This window comes from Rhodococcus sp. NPDC003383 (genome assembly GCF_053589115.1).
Genome location: NZ_JBSFRG010000002.1, coordinates 112050 through 133855, shown reverse-complemented (window position 1 = coordinate 133855; position 21806 = coordinate 112050). Strand labels below are relative to the sequence as shown.

The 21806-nt window shown below is 69.3% G+C and carries 20 protein-coding genes; 9 read left to right on the top strand and 11 right to left on the bottom strand.

What is annotated here, in order from left to right; translation table 11 throughout:
* Positions 1-180 precede the first annotated feature (180 nt).
* Positions 181-1026 (bottom strand): nitroreductase family protein, encoded by an 846-nt coding sequence (locus tag ACWDTS_RS02545; RefSeq protein WP_450109369.1) that lies wholly within the window; start codon positions 1024-1026, stop codon positions 181-183.
* A 118-nt stretch (positions 1027-1144) separates the two neighbouring features.
* Between ACWDTS_RS02545 and ACWDTS_RS02540 the strand changes: the two genes are divergently transcribed.
* Together ACWDTS_RS02540 and ACWDTS_RS02535 are read left to right on the top strand one after the other, a co-directional pair.
* The gene (locus ACWDTS_RS02540; RefSeq protein WP_197255995.1) at positions 1145-1528 is read left to right on the top strand and encodes a phage holin family protein; all 384 of its coding nucleotides are present in this window, start codon (positions 1145-1147) and stop codon (positions 1526-1528) included.
* A gap of 85 nt (positions 1529-1613) precedes the next feature.
* Entirely contained in the window at positions 1614-1817 is a 204-nt protein-coding gene (locus ACWDTS_RS02535; protein WP_450109370.1) for a PspC domain-containing protein, read from the top strand.
* Positions 1818-1829: 12 nt separating this feature from the next.
* Here ACWDTS_RS02535 and ACWDTS_RS02530 read toward each other — a convergent pair whose 3' ends face one another.
* The gene (locus ACWDTS_RS02530; protein ID WP_450109371.1) at positions 1830-2702 is read right to left on the bottom strand and encodes a LysR family transcriptional regulator; all 873 of its coding nucleotides are present in this window, start codon (positions 2700-2702) and stop codon (positions 1830-1832) included.
* Between the two features lie 84 nt (positions 2703-2786).
* Here ACWDTS_RS02530 and ACWDTS_RS02525 point away from each other — a divergent pair, with 84 nt between their 5' ends.
* Complete coding sequence (locus ACWDTS_RS02525; RefSeq protein ID WP_450109372.1) at positions 2787-3782, top strand: bile acid:sodium symporter family protein; 996 nt, start codon at positions 2787-2789, stop codon at positions 3780-3782.
* 10 nt (positions 3783-3792) lie between these two features.
* Here ACWDTS_RS02525 and ACWDTS_RS02520 read toward each other — a convergent pair whose 3' ends face one another.
* Positions 3793-4506, bottom strand: a complete 714-nt coding sequence (locus ACWDTS_RS02520; protein ID WP_450109436.1) for a MerR family transcriptional regulator — start codon at positions 4504-4506, stop codon at positions 3793-3795.
* 116 nt (positions 4507-4622) lie between these two features.
* Here ACWDTS_RS02520 and ACWDTS_RS02515 point away from each other — a divergent pair, with 116 nt between their 5' ends.
* Positions 4623-5840 carry an erythromycin esterase family protein gene (locus ACWDTS_RS02515; RefSeq protein ID WP_450109373.1) on the top strand — a complete coding sequence of 406 codons (1218 nt, stop codon included), beginning with the start codon at positions 4623-4625 and terminating at the stop codon, positions 5838-5840.
* 13 nt (positions 5841-5853) lie between these two features.
* Here ACWDTS_RS02515 and ACWDTS_RS02510 read toward each other — a convergent pair whose 3' ends face one another.
* The 6 genes from ACWDTS_RS02510 to ACWDTS_RS02485 all read right to left on the bottom strand — a co-directional run bounded on the left by ACWDTS_RS02510 (position 5854) and on the right by ACWDTS_RS02485 (position 13635).
* The gene (locus ACWDTS_RS02510) at positions 5854-6885 is read right to left on the bottom strand and encodes an alpha/beta hydrolase (protein ID WP_450109374.1); all 1032 of its coding nucleotides are present in this window, start codon (positions 6883-6885) and stop codon (positions 5854-5856) included.
* Between the two features lie 495 nt (positions 6886-7380).
* On the bottom strand, positions 7381-9003 hold the full coding sequence (groL, locus tag ACWDTS_RS02505; protein ID WP_068154808.1) for a chaperonin GroEL: 1623 nt from the start codon (positions 9001-9003) through the stop codon (positions 7381-7383).
* Between the two features lie 290 nt (positions 9004-9293).
* The gene (locus ACWDTS_RS02500) at positions 9294-9824 is read right to left on the bottom strand and encodes a DUF6764 family protein (RefSeq protein ID WP_450117517.1); all 531 of its coding nucleotides are present in this window, start codon (positions 9822-9824) and stop codon (positions 9294-9296) included.
* A gap of 132 nt (positions 9825-9956) precedes the next feature.
* Positions 9957-10733, bottom strand: coding sequence for an HAD-IIA family hydrolase (locus ACWDTS_RS02495; RefSeq protein ID WP_450117516.1), 777 nt, complete (start codon positions 10731-10733; stop codon positions 9957-9959).
* Between the two features lie 28 nt (positions 10734-10761).
* Positions 10762-12729 carry a molecular chaperone HtpG gene (gene htpG, locus ACWDTS_RS02490; RefSeq protein ID WP_450117515.1) on the bottom strand — a complete coding sequence of 656 codons (1968 nt, stop codon included), beginning with the start codon at positions 12727-12729 and terminating at the stop codon, positions 10762-10764.
* A gap of 99 nt (positions 12730-12828) precedes the next feature.
* The gene (locus tag ACWDTS_RS02485) at positions 12829-13635 is read right to left on the bottom strand and encodes an SDR family oxidoreductase (protein ID WP_450117514.1); all 807 of its coding nucleotides are present in this window, start codon (positions 13633-13635) and stop codon (positions 12829-12831) included.
* Positions 13636-13842: 207 nt separating this feature from the next.
* Here ACWDTS_RS02485 and ACWDTS_RS02480 point away from each other — a divergent pair, with 207 nt between their 5' ends.
* From ACWDTS_RS02480 to ACWDTS_RS02465, 4 genes are all read left to right on the top strand, one after another.
* Positions 13843-15531 (top strand): urocanate hydratase, encoded by a 1689-nt coding sequence (locus tag ACWDTS_RS02480; RefSeq protein WP_450117513.1) that lies wholly within the window; start codon positions 13843-13845, stop codon positions 15529-15531.
* 3 nt (positions 15532-15534) lie between these two features.
* On the top strand, positions 15535-16716 hold the full coding sequence (gene hutI, locus ACWDTS_RS02475) for an imidazolonepropionase (RefSeq protein WP_450117512.1): 1182 nt from the start codon (positions 15535-15537) through the stop codon (positions 16714-16716).
* Complete coding sequence (hutG, locus tag ACWDTS_RS02470) at positions 16713-17669, top strand: formimidoylglutamase (protein ID WP_450109377.1); 957 nt, start codon at positions 16713-16715, stop codon at positions 17667-17669. Before hutI ends, hutG begins: the two co-directional genes overlap by 4 nt.
* Positions 17670-17780: 111 nt before the next feature.
* Positions 17781-19022: an NAD(P)/FAD-dependent oxidoreductase gene (locus tag ACWDTS_RS02465; protein ID WP_450109378.1), complete on the top strand. Its 1242-nt coding sequence runs from the start codon at positions 17781-17783 to the stop codon at positions 19020-19022.
* Between the two features lie 15 nt (positions 19023-19037).
* On the opposite strand, the gene hutH is transcribed toward ACWDTS_RS02465, so the two are convergent.
* Complete coding sequence (hutH, locus tag ACWDTS_RS02460) at positions 19038-20579, bottom strand: histidine ammonia-lyase (protein ID WP_450117511.1); 1542 nt, start codon at positions 20577-20579, stop codon at positions 19038-19040.
* A gap of 2 nt (positions 20580-20581) precedes the next feature.
* On the bottom strand, positions 20582-21187 hold the full coding sequence (locus ACWDTS_RS02455) for a PadR family transcriptional regulator (RefSeq protein WP_450117510.1): 606 nt from the start codon (positions 21185-21187) through the stop codon (positions 20582-20584).
* A gap of 98 nt (positions 21188-21285) precedes the next feature.
* On the opposite strand from ACWDTS_RS02455, the gene ACWDTS_RS02450 reads away from it, so the two are divergent.
* Positions 21286-21804 (top strand): DUF1707 SHOCT-like domain-containing protein, encoded by a 519-nt coding sequence (locus tag ACWDTS_RS02450; RefSeq protein ID WP_450117509.1) that lies wholly within the window; start codon positions 21286-21288, stop codon positions 21802-21804.
* Positions 21805-21806: the final 2 nt, after the last annotated feature.

Here is a 21806-nt window from a genome sequence, read left to right as displayed (position 1 = left end):
CATATCGAACGGTGGATCAGGTAACCATTCGGTCACGGGCGAGAAACTATCAGGCAAAGTCGGACAGGGAAGACATTTTGATCGAATCCGGAGAAATACCGATTCGCGACATGCGAAGGCGGGTGGAAACGACGAATGCGGGCGAGCAGCGCTCACCCGCATTCGCGTTCGTACGGTCGGTCAGTTCAGATCGAACCCCCGGCGTTCGAGCGCTTCCTTCAGCCCTTCCCGGACCCCGAGTGCCCCCGGTGTCGCGAACCGGCCCACCACCCGCTCGATCCAGCTGTCCGCCAGGCCCTGCTCGCGGTAGAACGCGGAGATGCGAGCCTCGTACTCGGCGGTGCCGGCTTCCTGCGCCTCCAGGTCGTACTGTTCGCGGTGCAGCACGACATCGACGCCCAGCCGCGGCTTGACCTCGGCGGCTGCGGTGGGATCCGGATGCCCGACGACGAGCCCGACCACCGCGAAACTGTGGGCCGGCAGGTTCAGCTCCTCGGCGAGCTCGGTGGGGTGGTTCCGGATCGCCCCGATGTACACGGTGCCGAGGCCCAACGATTCCGCGGCGAGTGCGGCGTTCTGTGCCGCGAGCGTCGCGTCGACCACTCCGAGCAGCGCCGATTCCACGAAGCCTGCATTGACGAGGTCGCGATCGTTCTGCTCGGCGATGCGGCCGGCGCGCGCGAGGTCCGCGACCCACACCAGCAGCAGAGGCGCGTTGCGGACCGCGTCCTGGTTCCCGGCGAGAGCCGCGATCCGGCCGAGCCGATCCCGGTCGGTCACCGCCACGACACTCCACAACTGCAGGTTGCTCGAGCTCGCCGCGGACGACGCCGCCGCGACGATCGCGCGCAACTGTTCTTCGGACACGCTGTCCGGCAGGAACTTCCGCACCGACCGGTGCGCGAGCTGCGTGGCGAGCACCTCGTTCCACACGAGCTCTCCGGCCAGCTCGGCGCGATCGGCCTCGGCGGTGCCGTAGCGGAGGGCGAGCGCGGCGCGGCGGCCGGCGACAACGGTGTCGGTCATCTGAGTGTCCTTTCTGCAGCGAACGCTTCCCCATCCTGCCGGGCCGGCCCGACACCGCCCAGGGTTCGCCTCACCGCGATTCCAGACGATTCGGGCTCGGCGGGTCTACTCTGACCGCATGATGCGACTCCTCGCGACTGCGGTCGTCGCCCTGATCGCCAACGCGATCGCCCTGATCGTCGGGGCATGGGTGCTCCCCGACATGTCTCTCACCCCAGTTGCGTTCCTCATCGCCGTGGTGATCTTCACGGTCGTCGCGGTCGTCATCGACCCGCTCATCCGCCAGGTTTCGGTGACGAAGGCACCCGTGCTGCTCGGCAGCAGCGCCCTCGTTTCGACGCTGGTCGCGCTGATCGTCACCGCACTCGTCAGCGACGGCCTGAAGATCAGCGGTATCACGACGTGGGTCCTCGCAACCGTGATCGTGTGGGCGGTGTCGGTGATCGCCCGCCTGCTGCTGCCGATGGTGATCTTCAGGAAGACGCTCGCCGCCCGCAAGTAGGCAGCGACCCCGAGGCGAAAGATCAGGGTCGGAATCGGGGGGTCACCGGATGTGCCCGAGTGCCTCCCGGCGGCACGCTGTAGGCATGACATTCGAAAGCAACTCCACGCCCCGCCCCTTCGTCCGTTCCCGCACGCAGCGCATGCTCGGTGGCGTGTGCGGCGGCCTCGCCGAATATTTCAACGTCGACGTCAATCTCGTCCGTGCGGGTGTCGTCGTCGCCGCCTTCGCCACCGGTGGCGGTGCCGCGCTGGTCTACCTGGCCCTGTGGATGCTGCTGCCGGAGTGACGGTTCCGGCCGTCACCGGATGCCGGTGTCGCGGCCCAGCCGGTGGGCGTTGTCCAGGATCGCCGAGCGCAGCGCCCGCGCCGGTTCACCGAGAACCGAACGCCGCGCCAGCAGGACGAACTCGAGATCGCCGGCGTCGGGTAGCCGACGCACTCCCGCTCGCACCGGTTCGAGACCGGCGGGCGGGAGACTGCGCGCGTGCAGCACGACGCCGAGCCCCGCCAGCGCCGCCGCGCGCAGACCGTTGAGACTGTCCGCGACGCACGTGATACGCGCGCCGAACCCGGCGCGTTGCAGCACATCGAGCGCGATGTCCCGGGTCAGCGACGGAGGTGGATAGGTCACGAGCGGCACCGGCCCGTCCGGCTCGATGGTGAAATCGGGGGCGGCCAGGAACGCGAGACGGTCGCGGAAGATCAGTTCCCCGTGCTGCTCCCCCGGCCGGCGTTTGCCGAACATCAGGTCGAGTTCACCGTCGTCGAGGCGCCGGTGCAGTTCCTCGCTCAGCGCGACGGTGAGTTCGAGATCCACCCGCGGGTGGCTGCGCCGGAACTCGCCGAGGATCGCCGGGAGTTCGTGCAGTACCAGGTCCTCGGACGCCCCGAACCGCAGCCGGCCGCTGACCGGGGAGTCCTGGAAGTACCGCCGTGCGGCGTCGTGCCGGTCGAGGATGTCGCGAGCGAAACCGACCATCGCACTGCCGTCGGCGGTCGGCTCGACGGAATGGGTGTCCCGCAGGAACAGCCGACGACCCACGGCCTGCTCGAGCTTGGCGACGTGCTGACTGACGGTGGATTGGCGCAGACCCAGCCGCCGCGCGGCGGCACTGAAACTGCGGTCGCGCTCGACGGCGAGGAAACTCCGCAGCTGCACCGGGTCGAACACGATCGCCTCCGATCACGATTTGTGATGACAGTAATCGTGGTGATCGGTTCTGTAAATCAGCGGTTGTTCCCCTACCGTCTAACCATGCTCTCGAAGATTCCCGTGCTGAACCGACTCGACCCGTTCCTGGTCGGCATCCTCGCGACGGTCGCCGTCGCCGCGCTGCTGCCCGCCGGCGGAGTCGTACTCACCGGGTTCACGTGGGCGTCCAAGATCGCGATCGGCCTGCTGTTCTTCCTGTACGGCGCGCGCCTGTCCACCCGCGAGGCGGTCGACGGCCTCAAGCACTGGCGGCTGCACGCCACGATCCTCGCCACCACGTTCGTGTTCTTCCCGCTGCTCGGGCTGGCCGCGAAGGCGCTGGTGCCGTGGCTGCTGACGGACCCGCTGTACATCGGGGTGCTGTACCTGTGCCTGCTGCCGTCGACGGTGCAGTCGTCGATCGCGCTGGTCTCGGTCGCGCGCGGCAACATTCCCGGGGCGATCGTCAGCGCGTCCGCGTCGAGCCTGCTCGGCATCTTCGTCACCCCGGTTCTGGTCGCGCTGACCATGGCGACGCAGGGCGTGACGTTCAGCGCCTCCGCGGTGCTGGACATCGTGCTCATGCTGCTCGTGCCGTTCGCGGCCGGCCAGGTGCTGCGCCGCTGGATCGGCACGTGGGTGAAGGAGCACGGCAAGGCCCTCAAGCTCGTCGACCGCGGCGCGATCCTGCTCGTGGTGTACGTCGCGTTCAGCCGCGGCATGAACGAGGGCATCTGGTCGAGCCTGTCGATCGCGCGACTGCTGGCCCTGGGGGCCGTGTGCATCGTCCTGCTCGCCCTCGTCCTCGCGCTCACGTGGTTCGGGTCGCGCCGTCTCGGTTTCACCTACGAGGACCGCACCGCGATCCTGTTCTGCGGGTCGACGAAGTCTCTCGCGACCGGCCTGCCGATGGCGACGGTCCTGTTCCCCGGTCAGCCGATCGGGCTGATCGTGCTGCCGCTGATGCTCTTCCATCAGATTCAGCTGCTGGTGTGTGCGGCGATCGCGGCGCGTCTCGCCAAGAACGTCGCCGAACCGGTCCCGGTGACCGTGTCCTGACGACGGGACCTCACCGCCGGGAAGCGGCCGGACCCGCCTTCTCCATCAGGGTGAGATAGGCGTCGAGCCGCGCCGCGCCGGCGAGAAGATTGCGGCTGCGCGCGCCGAGCCGGTCCTGCCAGGTCTCGAGGAAGACCCGCAGTTCCTCGGTCCCGCCCGCCTCACGCACCGAATCGACGAACCGCGCGATCCGGGTCAGCGGATATCCGCCGCGCCGCAACTGCCGCGCGATCTCGGCGTCCCGCACACAGTCCGGCCCGTAGGTGCGGTAGCCGGTGGCACGGTCGCGGCCGGGACGCAGGATGCCTTCGGCTTCCCACGCGCGCAGCGTGGCCCGGTGCACGCCGAGCCGGTGCGCGAGTTCGCCGACGGACAGCGGCCCGCCGCTCGGAGCCGGGGTCGCGGAGGACAGGGCACCGAGCGCCGACGCGACCTCGGCACGGGTTTCCCGCTCGGTCAGCAGGTCGACGTGGGCGGTGTCGATGAGACGACAGGCGGACTCGGCGTCACCGCGGTTGACGCGGCGCATGATCTCCGCCGCCTGCCCGTGGCCGTGCCCCGCGCGCAACGCGAGGAAGGCACGCAGGGCATGCGCGTGCAGCGGTGTGTATCGGCGGTATCCGGCGGCGCTGCGCTCGGCCGGCGGCAGGATGCCCGCGTCCTCGTAGTTGCGGATCGCCTGCGCCGACAGTCCGTGCTCGCGGGCGAGGTCGACGGGTCGCAGGGTGCACCTCCGTTTGAGACTTCGAACCCGAAACCGCAGATGATCTTCGTGAAAGTTTCACCCGATCCTTCAACGATACTGTCGAGGGGGTAGGTACTTCCGCCAGAGGAGTGTTCATGCCGACCACCACATCGCTGCAGGAAATCGCCCGCCCGCTCGACGACCGCGAGAGCCTCGGCCGGGTACTCGACGAACTGCTCGCCGCGCGACCCGAGCCACCGGCGGTGCTCGCACTCGGTGAGCCGACCCACGGCATCGAGGCTTTTCCGTTGCTGCGCAACGATTTTCTGAGTCACCTGGTCGACCGGGGATTCCGGTCGATCGCGCTCGAAACCGACATCTTCGCCGCGTCGATCGTCGACGACTACGTGTGCGGGGCGCCCGCGGAGCTCGAGACGGTGCTCGCGACCGGGTTCAGTCACGGTTTCGGTGCCGTACCGGGCAACCGCGAACTCGTCGACTGGCTCCGCGCGCACAACTCCGGAGTCGCCCCGGAGGATCGGGTTCGCTTCCACGGCTTCGACGCGCCGCTGGAGTTCTCCGCGGCACCGAGCCCGCGCCGCGCACTGTCCGCGGTCGTCGAATACCTGCCCGCGCCGCTGCGACCGGCGTCGATCCGGGATCTCGACGCGCTGCTCGGCGACGACGCGGACTGGACGGACGAGGCGGCGATGTTCGATCCCGCCGTCTCGATCGGCAATTCGGATCGGGCGCGGGAGCTTCGCCTCGTCGCCGACGATCTCGCCGGTGCGCTGCACCGCGCGGGACCTCGCCTGCGGCCCGCCGACCCGGACGGATACGAGGACGCCGTCACGCACGCCCGCACCGCGTCGGGCCTGCTGCGCTATCACGCGGCCATGGCGACGGCCGGACCCGACCGGATCGGGAGTCTGCTCGGGATCCGCGCCGAGATGATGGCCGCGAACCTGCTCGCGCTCGTCGCGCAGGAACAGCGGCGCGGACCGATCCTGCTGTTCGCGCACAACGCGCACCTGCAGCGGGCGGAGTCCGGGATGCAGGTCGGGCCGGAGAATGCGAGCTGGTGCAGTGCCGGTGCGCTGGCCGGGCTCGAACTCGGTGAGCGCTACGTGTTCGTGGCGACCGACGCCGCACCCCACCCGGAACCGGGCACCCTCCAGCACGCGCTCGCCGCGGCGACCGGCCGGAAAGCCCTGTTCCCGGTGCCGGAGCTACGCGCTGCGCTGCCGTCGTCCGTCGGTGCGGGCGAGCCGATCGTGCCCGGCCACATTCCGTTGACGCCGGCCGCGGTCGCCGGTGCCGACGCCGTCGTGTTCGTCGCCGACACCGACGGGACGCGGAAGCAGTACTGGTAGAAGCGGTGGCCGTCTACCGGTTCAGGGCGGCCTCGATCATCGGCCACGACTGGTGCAGGTCGTCCTGCCAGTAGCCCCACGAGTGGGTGCCGACGGGGCGGAACACGGCCTGCACCGGGATGTCGAGTTCACCGAGCCGGTTCACGAACCGGTGCGTGCACTCGTCCGTCGCGGCCTCGATGGCCCCGCCGACGAGGATCTGATTGGCGAGCGCCTCCACATCGCCGTTCACCTGGGCCTGATCGAGGCGCTCGTGCTGGCCGGGCAGTCCGGTCGCGCTCGACACGTACAGATCGGTGCCGCGCAACTTCTCCGCGTTGATGATCGCGTCGTTGGCAACCCAGTCCGGGTGGTCAGCCGGACCCCACATGTTCTCCACGTTGCCGTCGCCCCGCGATTCGACGACGGTCGTCACGTAGGCCCGGCCCAGTTCGTCGCTGGTGGACGCGCAACCGCTGTAGGAACCGACGGCGCGGTACAGCCCGGGGCTCGCGATCGCGAGGTTGAGCACCGACGTCGCCGACGACGACAGGCCGGCGATCGCGTTGGCGCCGGTGGTCGCGAACGTGGCGTCCACGACCGGCGGCAGTTCCCGGGTGAGGAAGGTCGTCCACTTGTTCCGGCCGAGGACCGGATCGTCCTTCTGCCAGTCGGTGTAGTACGAGAAGGCGCCGCCGATCGGCGTGATCACGTAGACGCCCTTGTCCGCGAAGAAGGACTCGACGTCGGTCTTCTGCGTCCAGGTGGCATTGTCCTCGCCGCCGCCGGCTCCGTTGAGCAGGTACAGGACGGGCTTCGGCGTGGTCGTGTCGGCCGGAAGCAGGATCTCGAGCGGGATCGTGCGACCCATGGACGGCGAGTAGACGTGCGCGGTGACCTTGCGATCGGTGATCCGGTCGATGTGGTCGACGTAGGCACCGGTCGAGGCCGCGTCCACGGTCCCGGCGTCGGCGGGGGGTTCGGCGGTGGCGACGGCGGTCGGGCCGGCGAGGGAGAGCAGGGCGAGTCCGGCGATGACGGTCCGGGAACGGAGGGTGGAGCGCATGTAAAGGAAAGAGCCTTTCACGCGTGACCGCAGCGGCGGAAAAATACCGCTGCGGTCACGGTTCGATGTCGGGAACGAACCCAGTCTACGAGGAGCCGAATGCCGAGAAGGCAAGCACCAGGAAGTCCAGGAATTCGAACAGCCCCATTGGTTCCACGGCGGAACTCCTTTTCTAGCCGATGGCGGCGTCTCCTAGCCGATGGCGACGTCGCTGAAGCTGTCGAGAACCTGGATGAAGTCAGGGTTGGCGGCGGCCCACTGGAGCAGCAGAAGCAGCATGGATTCTCCCCTTGTTACTGAAACGAAATTTCGGACAGAAGGGTTATATCACTGTTTCAGCCCACAGGCAGTGCATCGACATGTTGTGGAGAATTCACAGAAAAATAGGTCGAACGGAATTGTTCACGTGTTTCGGACGGGACGCGGTCCGGGAAAACGGGCGAAGCCCGACCCCACGGTGTGGGATCGGGCTTCGCGCGAGCTGGTGAGCCGGACTCAGAAGTCCATGCCGCCCATGCCGCCGGTCGGGTCCGCGACGGGCGCGGCCTTCTCCGGCTTGTCGGCGACAACGGCCTCGGTGGTCAGGAACAGGGCCGCGATGGACGCCGCGTTCTGCAGCGCCGAGCGGGTGACCTTGACCGGGTCGTTGATGCCGGCGGCGAGGAGGTCCTCGTACTCACCGGTGGCGGCGTTGAGGCCGCTGCCGGCGGGCAGGTTGCGAACCTTCTCCGCGACGACGCCGGGCTCGAGGCCGGCGTTGAACGCGATCTGCTTCAGCGGAGCCTCGAGGGCAACCTTGACGATGTTGGCACCCGTGGCCTCGTCACCCTCGAGCTTCAGGTCGTCGAGGACCGGAGCGGCCTGCAGCAGAGCCACGCCACCACCGGCGACGATGCCCTCCTCGACGGCAGCCTTCGCGTTGCGGACGGCGTCCTCGATGCGGTGCTTGCGCTCCTTGAGCTCGACCTCGGTGGCAGCGCCGGCCTTGATGACCGCGACACCGCCGGCCAGCTTGGCCAGACGCTCCTGCAGCTTCTCGCGGTCGTAGTCAGAATCCGACGCCTCGATCTCGGCACGGATCTGGTTGACGCGACCGGCGATGGCGTCGGGATCGCCCGCGCCCTCGACGATGGTGGTCTCGTCCTTGGTGACGACGACCTTGCGGGCCTGGCCGAGCAGCTCGAGACCGGCGGTCTCGAGGGACAGGCCGACCTCTTCGCTGACGACCTCGCCACCGGTGAGGATGGCGATGTCGGCGAGCTGGGCCTTGCGACGGTCACCGAAGCCCGGAGCCTTGACGGCGACGGACTTGAAGGTGCCGCGGATCTTGTTCAGGACCAGGGTGGACAGAGCCTCACCCTCGACGTCCTCGGCGATGATGACCAGCGGCTTGCCGGACTGGATGACCTTCTCGAGCAGCGGCAGCAGGTCCTTCACCGTGGAGATCTTGGAGCTGACGAGCAGGATGTAGGCGTCCTCGAGGACGGCTTCCTGGCGCTCGGCGTCGGTGGCGAAGTAGAGGGAGATGTAGCCCTTGTCGAAGCGCATGCCCTCGGTCAGCTCGAGCTGGAGGCCGAAGGTGTTGGACTCCTCGACGGTGATGACGCCTTCCTTGCCCACCTTGTCGATGGCCTCGGCGATGAGCTCACCGATCGCGGGGTCACCGGCGGAGATGCCCGCGGTGGCAGCGATCTGCTCCTTGGTCTCGACCTCCTTGGCGGTGTCGAGCAGCTTGGCGGTGACGGCCTCGACGGCCTTCTCGATGCCGCGCTTCAGACCCAGCGGGTTGGCGCCGGCAGCGACGTTGCGCAGACCTTCGCGAACGAGCGCCTGAGCGAGGACGGTGGCGGTGGTGGTGCCGTCACCCGCGACGTCGTCGGTCTTCTTGGCAACTTCCTTGACCAGCTCTGCGCCGATCTTCTCGTACGGATCCTCGAGCTCGATCTCCTTGGCGATGGACACACCATCGTTGGTGATCGTGGGGGCGCCCCACTTCTTCTCGAGCACGACGTTGCGACCCTTGGGGCCCAACGTCACCTTGACAGCGTCGGCGAGGCTGTTCAGGCCCCGCTCGAGACCGCGACGGGCCTCTTCGTCGAACGCGATGATCTTGGCCATTGCGAAGTGATCCTCCGGATATCGGGGTGACACCTAGGACGACCGCTCGTCGGGTCGGCCCATTCACGGCTCGACCCGCGTCGGGTCGGTCCGTTCACAGGACGACCGCTCGTCGGGACGCCCCGTGTTGGCTCGGTCGGAAGCAGTGCCCGCGACGGACGACCAGGGGTGTCGATATTCCCGGCCTCACCATCCCGACCTGGCACTCACTCAGCGCGAGTGCCAACTGCATTTTTAGCACTCGGGTGTGGCGAGTGCAAGGCTCGCCACACCCGGTCGATGCGTACCGATCAGCGGCGCGTGGACCCCACACCGACCGCACACCACTGACCCGACCCGGTGTTCACCGCGAACGACTGGGCACCGACGCACGTGACGCCGGTTTCGTCGGCAGTCGCACCCGATCCCCAGCCCGCGAGCGACAGGGTGATCACCGACGGACCCTGCGCCGACGAATGGCTCAGACCGCCGCCGAGCGCGAAGGCGAACGAGCGCCCGCCGTCCCGCGCGGCACTCAGCGCGGTGCCGAACCCGGTCGCCTGCGCCTCGGCCGCCCCGGCCGCGTTCGCGACCGACACCGCGGTGCCGCTGTCCACCGCCGCCGCGCGGGCCGTGCTGCCGATCTCCGCCTTGGCACCGCAGCTCGCGGTGTCCGACACGAGGATCTGATTCTCCGAGGGCGGCGACACACAGGTCACCGGCGCAGCCGTCGCGGTACCCACTCCGAGCAGGGACGCGGCCGCCACACCCAGGGCGGCGACCACACCGGCACGCGCCGCGCGACGGCCGGAACGAACGGAGCGGAAGGAACGAATGATCAAGGCAGCTCCTCGAGAACTGGTTCGAGACTGATCGGATACCGGAGGAGAGACCCCCGGGGCGCGAGCGTATCCCGTCCCGAAAGGACCCGTCCGAGTGGGATGGGTCACAGCACCCGGCGGTGCCGGCGGCCGCTACAGCCGGTCCAGCAGGGCCGGGAGATCGGCGATCGAATCGATGACGTGATCGGGCCGGTCGACGGCCAGATCGAGCACCGACTGACGGAACTTGCCCGTGCGCACGAGCACTCCGGTCATCCCGAGCCGCTGCCCGGGGATCACCTCCGCGCCGAGGTCATCGCCGACCACGACGATGCGGTCCGCGTCGGTGCCCATCAATTCGGCCGCCTCGAGGAAACCCTGCATGGACGGCTTCCCGACCGCGACGACGGTGCGCCCCGACAGCTCCTCGAGACCCGCCAGGTAGGTGCCGGTGTCGATGCGCAGACCGTCCGACGCCTGCCACGCGCCGGCCCGGTGCATCGCGACGACGGGCACCCCGTCGAGCATCAGTTCCGCGACCCGGCTCAGCGCCCGGTGCGTGAACTCGGGCCCGGCACCCCCGAGGACGACGACCTCCGGATCGTCGTCGTCGCGGACGACGCCGGCGAGATCGGCGTCGACGTTGCCGTGGTTGAGCAGCCAGCACCGGCGACCGGGATAGGTCTGCCGCAGGTATTCGGCGGTGAGCGAGGCGGCGGTGACGATCTCCGACTCGTCGACGGGCATGCCCAGTTCGGTGAGCCGGCCCGCGATCTCGGCGCGGGTGCGGGAGGTCGTGTTGGTGAGGAACGCGCGCGCGAGGCCGCGGTCGCGCAGACCCGCGAGCACGTCCGCGGCGCCGGGGACGGGGTCCCACGACAGGACGATCACGCCTTCGATGTCGAACAGAACCCCGTCCACGCCGCTCATGACGCCGAGCTTATCGGCCCGCGTCGCGCTACAGGCTGCGGGCGAGCTTGTCGGCGAGCAGCCGCGCGAAGCGAGCCGGGTCGTCGAGTTCGCCGCCCTCGGCGAGCACCGCGGTGCCGTACAGCAATTCGGCGGTCTCGGCGAGCGTCGGGTCGTCGCTGCGCTGCTCGTGTGCGGTACGCAGACCGGTCACCAACGGATGGTCGGGGTTCAGCTCGAGGATCCGCTTCATCGGAGGCAGCGCCTGTCCCGATGCCCGGTACATGCGCTCGAGGGCGGGCGACATGCTGAACGTGTCGCCGACGATGCACGCCGGGGACGTCGTCAGCCGCGACGACAGGCGCACCTCCTTGATGTGCTCGTCGAGCGTGTTCTTCAGCCATTCGAGCAGGTCCGCGAAGTCCTTCTCCTTCTCCTCGCGTTCCGCTTCGGCGGCCTTCTTCTCGTCCTCGCTGCCGAGGTCCACCTCGCCCTTGGCGATCGAGCGCAGCGCCTTGCCCTCGAACTCCGGCACGGACGACGTCCACATCTCGTCGACCGGGTCGGTGAGCAGCAGCACCTCGATGCCCTTGGCGCGGAACGCCTCCATGTGCGGGGAGTTCTCGAGCTGCTGCCGCGACTCGCCGGTCAGGTAGAAGATGTCCTCCTGGCCTTCCTTCATCCGCTCGACGTACTCGGCGAGCGTGGTCTGCGTCGCAGTCGCGTCAGGGTCGGCGCCGGCCTCCGTGCTCGCGGTGGAGTCGAACGACGACAGCGCCAGCAGGGTCTCGCGGTTGTCGGTGTCGGAGATCAGGCCTTCCTTGACGACGCGGCCGAACTCCGCCCAGAACGTGCGGTACTTGTCGCGGTCGTTGGCGAGCATGTCCTTGATCGTGGACAGCACCTTCTTGGTGAGCCGGCGCCGGATCGCCCTGATCTGGCGGTCCTGCTGCAGGATCTCGCGAGAGACGTTGAGCGAGAGGTCCTGTGCGTCGACGACACCCTTGACGAAGCGCAGGTACTCCGGCATCAGCTCTTCGCAGTCGTCCATGATGAACACCCGCTTGACGTACAGCTGGACGCCGGACTTGCGTTCGCGCATGAACAGGTCGAACGGAGCGTGCGACGGAAGGAACAGCAGCGCCTGGTATTCGAAGGTGCCCTCGGCCTTCATCGGGATGATCTCGAGCGGGTCGTCCCAGGCGTGGGAGACGTGCCGGTAGAAGTCCTTGTACTCCTCGTCGGACACCTCCTCCCGGGAACGCGCCCACAGGGCCTTGCCGGAGTTGAGGGTTTCGGTTTCGACGACCGTCTCGACGACGGGTTCGCCGCCGTCCTCGGCGGGGGTGGTCTTCGTGCGCTCGATCTCCATCCGGATCGGCCAGGCGATGAAGTCCGAGTACTTCTTGACGATCTCGCGCAGCTTGCTCGGGGAGGTGTAGTCGAAGAGGTGGTCGTCGGCGTCCTCCGGCTTGAGGTGCAGAGTGACGGAGGTGCCCTGCGGCACGTCCTCGACGGTGGCGATCGTGTAGGTCGACTCGCCGCCGGATTCCCAGCGCGTGCCGGTCTCCTCCCCTGCCCGGCGGGTGACCAGGGTGACGTTGTCGGCGACCATGAACGCCGAGTAGAAGCCGATGCCGAACTGGCCGATCAGTTCTTCCGACGCGGCGGCGTCCTTGGCTTCCTTCAGCTTGCGGCGCAGTTCCCCGGTGCCGGACTTGGCGAGTGTGCCGATGAGGTCGATCACTTCGTGGCGGGACATGCCGATGCCGTTGTCCCGGACCGTGAGAGTCCGCTTGTCCTTGTCGACCTCGAGGTCGATGTGCAGATCGGAGGTGTCGACCTCCAGGTCCTTGTTGTGGAACGACTCCAGTCGCAGCTTGTCCAGCGCGTCGGACGCGTTGGAGACGAGTTCCCGCAGGAACGTGTCCTTGTTCGAATAGATCGAATGGATCATCAGGTCCAGCAACTGCCGGGCCTCGGCCTGGAACTCACGCTGTTCGACGTTTGTGCTCATTCTCGGTCCCCTTCGAAGCAGAACTGACGACCGTCGATCCTACTGACGACGGCAGGCAGCTTCGCTGCTCGTGTGCCTTTGTGGCGGTCAGGGGCGCCACTACGGCACACGGACGGATTCCGCCTCCGCGAAACAGCGGCGGAGCGAGTCCATGCGCGCCTCGACGTGGGACAGATAGTGCGGGTGCGTGAGGATGTACGGAAGGTCGCGGGCGATGCCGTCGAGCACCCGCGCGCCGGCCTCCGCCGGATCCATCCCGAGGCTGCCGTCGCCCTTGATGTGCGCGACGTTCTCCACCTGACCGCCCAGCCGTGTCGTGGTGCCGTCGAGGTTCGACCGGACCAGCCCGGGGCACAGCACCGACACCCCCACCCCGTGGGGCGCCATCTCCTGCCGCAGCGCCTCGGACATCGCCACGACCGCGCTCTTGGCGGCACTGTAGGCCCCGCGGCCCGGCGCACCCGCGGTCAGGGCCATGACGGACGCGGTGTTGACGATGTGGCCTCGCCCGCGGGCGCGCAGGTCGGCCGCGAACGTGGAGATCCCGTTGAACACTCCCGTCAGGTCGATGTCGACGATCCGGTCGAACACCTCCGGGTCCAGGTCGGCGAAGTCCCGGCCGTTGAATCCGATTCCCGCGTTGTTGACGAGGATGTCGACGGGCCCGAACACCGCTTCCGACCGGGCCTTCGCCTCACGCCAGGCCGCGCGGTCGCGCACGTCGAGTTCGAGCCCGGCGAAGTCGTCCGGGCGGGTGGCGACGACCGCTTCCGTTGCCTCCCGGTCGATGTCGGCGATCGTGACACGCACCCCGGCGTCGGCGAGCGCCTCGGCGATACCCCTGCCGATACCACTGGCGCCGCCGGTGACGAATGCGTGGCGCGCGGAACCCAGGTCCACTTGCATCCACCTCCTGCAAAACCTCGACGAGAATTATGTTGCCGGAAAGCAGAACATCATTCTTGGTGTTGGTCAAGCAGCTGCGCTGCCGGTGTGCCGAAATGGCGGTCGGAGGCGCCACTTCGGCACACCGGCGCCGAATCGGCGCTTCGCCACCGCATCACGGCACCGAGAGGGTGTAATCGGTACAGGCCCGAACACCGCGAGGTGATCATGACGAACCTGCCCGGCGCCCGGCCCGTCCGCGCTCCCCGCGGCCGCGACCTGCACTGTCGCGGCTGGCAGCAGGAGGCCGCGCTGCGCATGCTGATGAACAATCTGGATCCGGAGGTCGCCGAACGCCCCGACGATCTCGTGGTCTACGGCGGCACCGGGCGCGCGGCCCGTAGCTGGGCGGCGTTCGACGCGATCGTCGCCGCGCTCGGGACCCTCGCCGACGACGAGACCCTGCTCGTCCAGTCCGGCAAGCCCGTCGGGGTCCTGCGCACCCACGAGTGGGCTCCGCGGGTGCTGATCGCGAACTCGAATCTGGTCGGCGACTGGGCGAACTGGGAGGAGTTCCGCCGGCTCGAGGCACTCGGTCTCATCATGTACGGGCAGATGACGGCAGGTTCGTGGATCTACATCGGCTCGCAGGGCATCCTCCAGGGCACCTACGAGACGTTCGGGGCGGTCGCGCGGAAGCTCGCCGCCTCGGGGCGCTACCCGGACAGCGGCGGCACCCTCGCGGGCACCCTCACCCTCACCGCGGGCCTCGGCGGAATGGGCGGCGCGCAACCGCTGGCGATCACGATGCACGACGGTGTCGCGCTGTGCGTCGACGTCGACCCGGCTCGCATCGAAAGACGCCTGGACCACGGCTATCTCGACGTGCGCGCCGATTCCCTCGACGCCGGACTCGAACTGGCGGTCGCCGCACGCGCGGCCCGCACCCCGTTGTCGGTCGGGGTGGTCGCCAACGCCGCCGACGCATTCCCGCGACTTCTCGAGCGCGGCGCGCCGATCGACATCGTCACGGATCAGACCTCCGCGCACGACCCGTTGTCCTACCTTCCGCTCGGGGTGGAACTCGAGGACTGGCACCGGCTGAGCGAGAAGGACCCGGCCTGGTTCACCGAGCAGGCACGCGCGTCGATGGCACGGCACGTCGAGGCCATGGTCGGATTCCTCGACCGCGGCGCCGAGGTGTTCGACTACGGCAATTCGATCCGCGACGAGGCCCGCAAGGGTGGCTACGACCGCGCGTTCGCCTTCCCCGGCTTCGTCCCCGCCTACATCCGGCCGCTGTTCGAGGAGGGTCGCGGCCCGTTCCGGTGGGTGGCACTGTCGGGCGACCCCGCCGACATCGCCGCGACCGATCGGGCGGTCGCCGAATTGTTCCCGGACAACACGCATCTGACGCGGTGGCTGCGCCTGGCCGGGGAGAAGGTGCAGTTCGAGGGTCTGCCGGCGCGGATCTGCTGGCTCGGATACGGTGAGCGGCACCGGGCGGGCCTGCGATTCAACGAGATGGTGGCCTCCGGTGAGGTGTCCGCGCCGATCGTCATCGGCCGCGACCACCTGGACGCCGGGTCGGTGGCGTCGCCCTACCGCGAGACGGAGGCGATGGCCGACGGCTCCGACGCGATCGCCGACTGGCCGCTGCTCAACGCGCTGGTCAACACCGCGTCGGGAGCGACCTGGGTGTCGATCCACCACGGCGGCGGCGTCGGCATGGGCCGGTCCATCCACGCCGGTCAGGTCTGCGTCGCCGACGGCACCGAGCTCGCCGCCCGCAAACTCGAGCGGGTGCTCACCAACGATCCCGCGACCGGCGTGCTGCGGCACGTCGACGCCGGCTACGACAAGGCCGGTGAGGTCGCCGCCCGGCACGGCCTGCGCGTCCCCATGCAGGAGCGGTGAGTCGTGACCTCGGGTCCGTGGACGCTGCTCGACGGCATCGGTGTCCTCGTCACCAACGATCCCGATATCGGTGCGGGCCGGTTGGGGCTGCTGCGCGACGCGGCGCTCCTACTCGAGGACGGTGTCGTGCAATGGGTGGGCAGCAGCGGTCGGGAACCGCACGCCGACAATGTTTTTCGTCTCGACCTGGACGGCCGCACGGTACTTCCCGGATTCGTCGACAGCCACACGCATCCGGTCTTCGCCGGCGACCGCGCCGAGGAGTTCGCGTCCCGGATGGCCGGGCAACCCTACACCGCGGGAGGTATCCGCTCGACGATCGCGGCGACCCGCGCGGCGACCGACGCGGAGCTGAACGCGACCGTGACCCGGTTGGTGACCGAGGCCCGCCGGTCGGGGACGACGACGATCGAATGCAAGTCCGGATACGGCCAGACCGTCGCCGACGAACTGCGCAGCCTGCGCCTGGCCGCGGCGCACACGCCGGAGACGACGCTGCTCGCCGCGCACGTCACTCCGCCCGAATTCGACGGCCGCACAGACGACTACGTGCGCATGGTGATCGAGGAGATGATCCCCGCGTGCGCGCCCCACGCGAAGTGGATCGACGTGTTCTGCGAGCGCGGCGCGTTCGACGCCGACCAATGCCGCGCGGTGCTCAGCGCCGGTGTCGCGGCGGGGCTGGTCCCGCGGGTGCACGGCAACCAGCTGGGTCCGGGCGACGGCGTGCGGCTCGCCGTCGAAACCGGCGCGGCGTCGGTCGATCACGTCACGCACACCAGCGCGGACGACATCGCGGCGCTGGCCGACAGCACCACGGTCGCGACCTTGCTCCCGGGAGCCGAATTCTCCACGCGGGCCACGTATCCCGATTCCCGACGACTGCTCGACGCCGGTGTGACGGTCGCGGTGGCGACCGACTGCAACCCCGGCACCTCGTACACGACGAGCATGCCCCTGTGCATCGCGCTGGCGGTACGCGAGATGCACATGAGCCCAGACGAGGCGGTGTGGTCCGCTACCGCGGGCGGAGCACACGCGCTGCGCCGCAACGATATCGGCGTGCTGAGACCCGGCTGTCGGGCGGATGTGATCGCGCTCGACGCCCCCTCGCACGTGCACCTCGCGTACCGGCCGGGCGTGCACCTCGTCTCGCACGTATGGAAGGACGGAATACGCCGATGATCCTGCGGACGGATGTGCCGGCGCAGCCGTGGACCGGCCGCGACGACGGCCCGGGCCGGGAGCACCTGCGCTGGCATGATGCCGTCACACCGTGGCCCGCCGACCCGGCACCGGGGACGCCCGTATTGATCGGGTTCCGCAGCGACGAAGGCGTGCGCCGCAACCGGGGCCGGGCCGGCGCCGCCGACGGACCGGCCGCACTGCGCGCGGGGCTCGCGTCGCTGGCGGTGCCGCCGTCCGGACCGTCGACGGTGTACGACGCGGGCGACGTGGTCGTCTCCGGTGGCGACCTCGAGGGAGCACAGCGCCGCCTCGGCGCCGCGGTGACCACACTGCTCGACCACGGACACCCCGTCACGGTCCTCGGGGGCGGGCACGAGGTCGCGTACGGCACCTATCTGGGCATCGCGGGCAGCGCGGCCGTGCGGGACGGCGCGCGCTGCGGCGTGCTGAACCTCGACGCGCACTTCGACCTGCGGGCCGATGCGACACCGAGTTCGGGTACCCCGTTCCTGCAGATGGCGCGCGAGGAGAAGTCGCGGGGGCGGGATCTGCGGTATGCGGTGGTGGGGATCGCGCAGCCGAGCAACACGACCGCGCTGTTCACGACCGCCACGGAACTCGGGGTGCGATACCTGCTCGACGACGAGTGCCGCATCGCGCATCTGCCCGATGTCGAGACGTTCGTCGGCGAGTTCCTCGCGACGGTGGATCTGGTCCACCTGACAGTCGACCTGGATGTCCTCCCGGCCGCGATCGCGCCGGGCGTCAGCGCGCCCGCCGCGTACGGGGTTCCGCTCGAGGTGGTCCAGCACGTGTGCGATCTGGTGGCGCGCAGCGGCCGGCTCGCCGTCGCCGAGGTCGCCGAGCTCAACCCGGCCTTCGACATCGACGACCGGACGGCACGCACTGCGGCACGGCTCGTGCACCGGATCGTCACCGGAACCCTCTAGAACCGGGACACACGACAAGACCCGGGTATCCGAGCCGATGTTCGCCGCCCCGGTCGCGCACACGCGTGCATGATGGAACCGGATGGGGCATTTCGGATACGGGAGTGCGTCATGACCGTTCGTCGGGTGATCGTCGTCGGTGCCGGTGTCGTCGGACTGTCCACCGCCTGGTTCCTGCAGGAGCGCGAGGTCGAGGTCACGGTGCTCGACCGCGAGGGTGTCGCCGCGGACGCCTCGTGGGGCAACGCGGGGTGGTTGGCTCCGGCGTTGACGCTGCCGCTGCCCGAGCCGTCGGTGCTGCGCTACGGACTGCGGTCGGCGCTGACTCCGTCGTCGCCGGTGTACGTGCCGCCGACCACCGACCTGCGGTTGCTCCGGTTCCTCGCCGGTTTCGCCCGCAACTGCACGCCCGGCCGCTGGCGTGCCTCGATGGCGGTGTTCGCGCAGGCCAACCGGGTCGCGCTGGACGCCTACGACGACCTGATCCGCGGCGGGCTCACCGAGCAGACCCGCACCGCCGATCCGTTCCTGGCCGCGTTCGTGTCCGAGTCGGATCGGCAGGGCCTGCTCGACGAGTTCGAGCACGTGCGGGCCGCCGGCGGCGAGGTCGACTACGAACTTCTCGATCGTGACACCGTGCGGTCGCTCGAGCCGCTGCTCGGCGAGGCCGTGCGAGTGGGGGTGCTGATCCGGGGGCAGCGGTTCATCGATCCGCCCCGCTTTCTCGCGGCCCTGGCCGACTCCGTGCGCGAACGCGGCGGTGAGATCGTCGAAGGGTTCGACACCGAGTCGATACGTGCCCGCGCGGAGTCCGTGGAGGTCACCGGCCCGGACGGGCAGGCCTACTCGGCGGACGCGGTGGTGCTCGCGACGGGCGCGCGGCTCGGGGATCTGGCGCGGCCCTTCGGGGTGCGGACGATCGTGCAGGCAGGTCGCGGCTACAGCTTCAGCGTTCGCCCCGCGGAACTGCCCAAGAATCCGATCTACTTTCCGACCCAGCGGGTCGCGTGCACACCGCTGCACGACCGCCTGCGGATCGCCGGGATGATGGAGTTCCGCAGCCCCGACGCCCCGTTCGATCCACGTCGAGTGCAGGCGATCATCGATGCCACCCGCCCGCTTCTCAGCGGAATCGATTGGTCCGCAACGAAAGAGGAGTGGGTCGGGTCGCGTCCGTGCACCGCCGACGGTCTGCCGCTGATCGGCGAAACCCTGTCGCCGCGGGTGTTCGTCGCGGGCGGGCACGGCATGTGGGGTGTCGCGCTCGGTCCGCTGACCGGCCGGCTGCTCGCGGAGCTGGTGACGACAGGTATTCCGGATCCGCTTCTGCGCCATTTCGATCCGCTGCGATGAGTGCCACCGCCTCGACTAATGCAACGGACCGACGACCGCCTCGGCCGCGGCGACGAGTTCACCCGACGCGGCCATGGCCACCGCCTCGTCGATCTCCGGCGCGAGGTGCCGGTCCGTTCCGGGTCCGGGCACGCGGCGACGCAACGCATCCCGGACCGCCGCGGTGCCCGGCGCCGGGGTCAGCGGGGAACGAAGGTCCAACGCCCGTGCAGCGGTGAGAATTTCGATCGACAACACCCGCGTCAGTCCGTCCAGGGCGCGGCGAAGTTTGCGGGCCGCGGACCACCCCATCGAAACATGGTCCTCCTGCATCGCCGACGACGGAATCGAATCGACACTCGCCGGTGCCGCAAGTCTTTTCAGCTCCGCGACGATTCCGGCCTGCGTGTACTGCGCGATCATGTGGCCGCTGTCGACCCCGGGATCGTCGGCGAGGAACGGCGGCAGGCCGTGATTGCGCGCGACGTCGAGCAACCGGTCCGTGCGACGTTCGCTCATGCTCGCGACATCGGCCACGGCGATGGCAAGGAAATCGAGGACGTAGCCGAGCGGAGCCCCGTGGAAGTTGCCGTTCGATTCGATCCGGCCATCGGCAGTGACGACGGGATTGTCTATGGCCGAGCACAATTCGCGGTTCGCGACCTGTTCGGCGTGGGCGAGGGTGTCGCGGGCCGCACCGGCGACCTGCGGGGCGCAGCGAAGCGAGTACGCGTCCTGCACGATCGGGCAGTCGTCGGTGCGGTGGCTGGCGACGATCCCGGAGTCGGCGAGCAGGCGGGCCATGTTCGCGGCCGCAGTCGCCTGGCCGGGGTGCGGACGCAGCGCGATCAGGTCGGCGGCGAAGACCCGGTCGGTCCCGAGCAGCGCTTCGACGCTCATGGCCGCGGCGATGTCGGCGAGCCGCAGCAGGTCGGCGAGATCGCGGCACGCGAGCACGAGCATGCCGAGCATTCCGTCGGTGCCGTTGATCAGCGCCAGGCCTTCCTTCTCGGCGAGAACGACCGGCATGCACCCCGCCTCGGCGAGCGCCTCCACCGCGGGCAGGGCGACGCCGGCGCGGTCGCGAACCGTGCCCTCCCCGGTCAGCGCGAGCGCGACGTGCGCGAGGGGCGCCAGGTCGCCGGAACAGCCGAGACTGCCGTGCTCCGGCACGATCGGGGTGATCCCCGCATCGAGCATGGCCGCGTACGCGACGGCGGTGTCGACGCGGACGCCGGTGCGACCCGTCGCGAGGGTGGACAGGCGCAGCAGCATCATCGCCCGCACCACCTCCCGCTCGACCTCGGGGCCCGTGCCCGCGGCATGGGAGCGCACGACGCTGCGCTGCAGCCGAGCCCGGTCCTCGGCGGGGATGTGCCGGACGGCGAGGGCACCGAACCCGGTGGAGATGCCGTACACCGGCCGGGAGCCGCGGGCCAGCGCGTCCACGAGGGCGCGGCCGTCGGCGATCGCGGTGAGCGCCTCGTCGGACAACCGGACCGACGCGTCGCCGCGCGCGACCCGCACCACCTCGTCGGGGGTGACGGGTCCGATTCCGACGACGACCTCACCGGCCACTGCTACCTCCCGGATTCGCTTTCGAGGTCGTTGTGGGCTTCGAGGTCATTGTGGACGCCGTCCTCGCTCGGGGTGTCGCCTTTCGGGTTCGGGCCGGTCAGGCGGTCCCCGACGCGGTCGAACCAGTCGAGCACTGCGCGTTCGTAGAGCACGCCGAAGTCGAGGGTCGCTCCGAAGTAGGGGTCGATTCCGTCGAGCGCGGCGAGTTCTTCGTATTCGGAGAGTCGTTGTTCGTGGGCGGTGCGGTGGGCGGCGAGCATCTCGGCGAGACGCTCGGGCGGCAGATGGCCACCGAAGGCGACGGTCAGCAGCAGCGGGTACCGGATGTTCTCGGGGCCGGGTTCCCGGACGATCCAGTCCGCGAAGGCGCGACGGCCGGCGTCGGTGAGGGAGTAGGGCTTGCGGTCGCGCGGGCCCTTCTCCCCGGCCACGATCAAGCCCGCGGTCTCCATCGCCGCGAGTTCCCGGTACACCTGGCTGGTCGTCAGGGACCAGAACTTGCCGATGCGGTCCTGCGCGGTCGCGACCAGGTCCCATCCGGTCTTCGGGCCCTCGTGCAGGAATCCGAGCAGCGACGCCGCGGTCGCGTTGAGGGGGCGGGCTGTCATCGCGGGTTCCTTCCGCCGAGGGGTTGACATTCCACTGTGGCATATCGCATGCTGAATTACGCGACATTCCACAATGGAAGATCCTGGGAGGGATCCCGATGGACGCACTCGCCCCCGAAACTCCTATCTCCGGCCTCCGCATCTCCGACGCCGACCGCGAACGGCTCGTCCAGATCCTCGGCACCCATGTCGGCGCGGGCCGCCTGACCCTGACCGAGTTCGACGACCGCGTCACGCAGGTCTACCGGGCCGTCACCGAGGACCAGGCCCGGCAGGTTCTCGCCGACCTTCCCGCCCCGACGCCCCCGGCCCCGCCCCGGCGTCCGCTGCGGGACTACGTGCGCGGGCTTCCGCTGCACCAGCGCATCGAATGGTCGGCGTGGCTCGCCGTCGGTGTTCTGAACCTCGCGATCTGGGCCGTCGTCTCGCTCGCAGTCGGCGCACTGATCTACCCGTGGCCGGTGTGGGTGATCGGCCCCTGGGCACTGGTCCTGGTGGGCCGCACCCTGCTCGGCGTCGAGGGCGGAGCGGCCCCCGGTCTCGTGCGCGCTTTCGGTAGCTGCGGCTACCAGAAACACGCACGAGCACGGGTGGCTACGGGAAGCCAGTGCATCTGAGA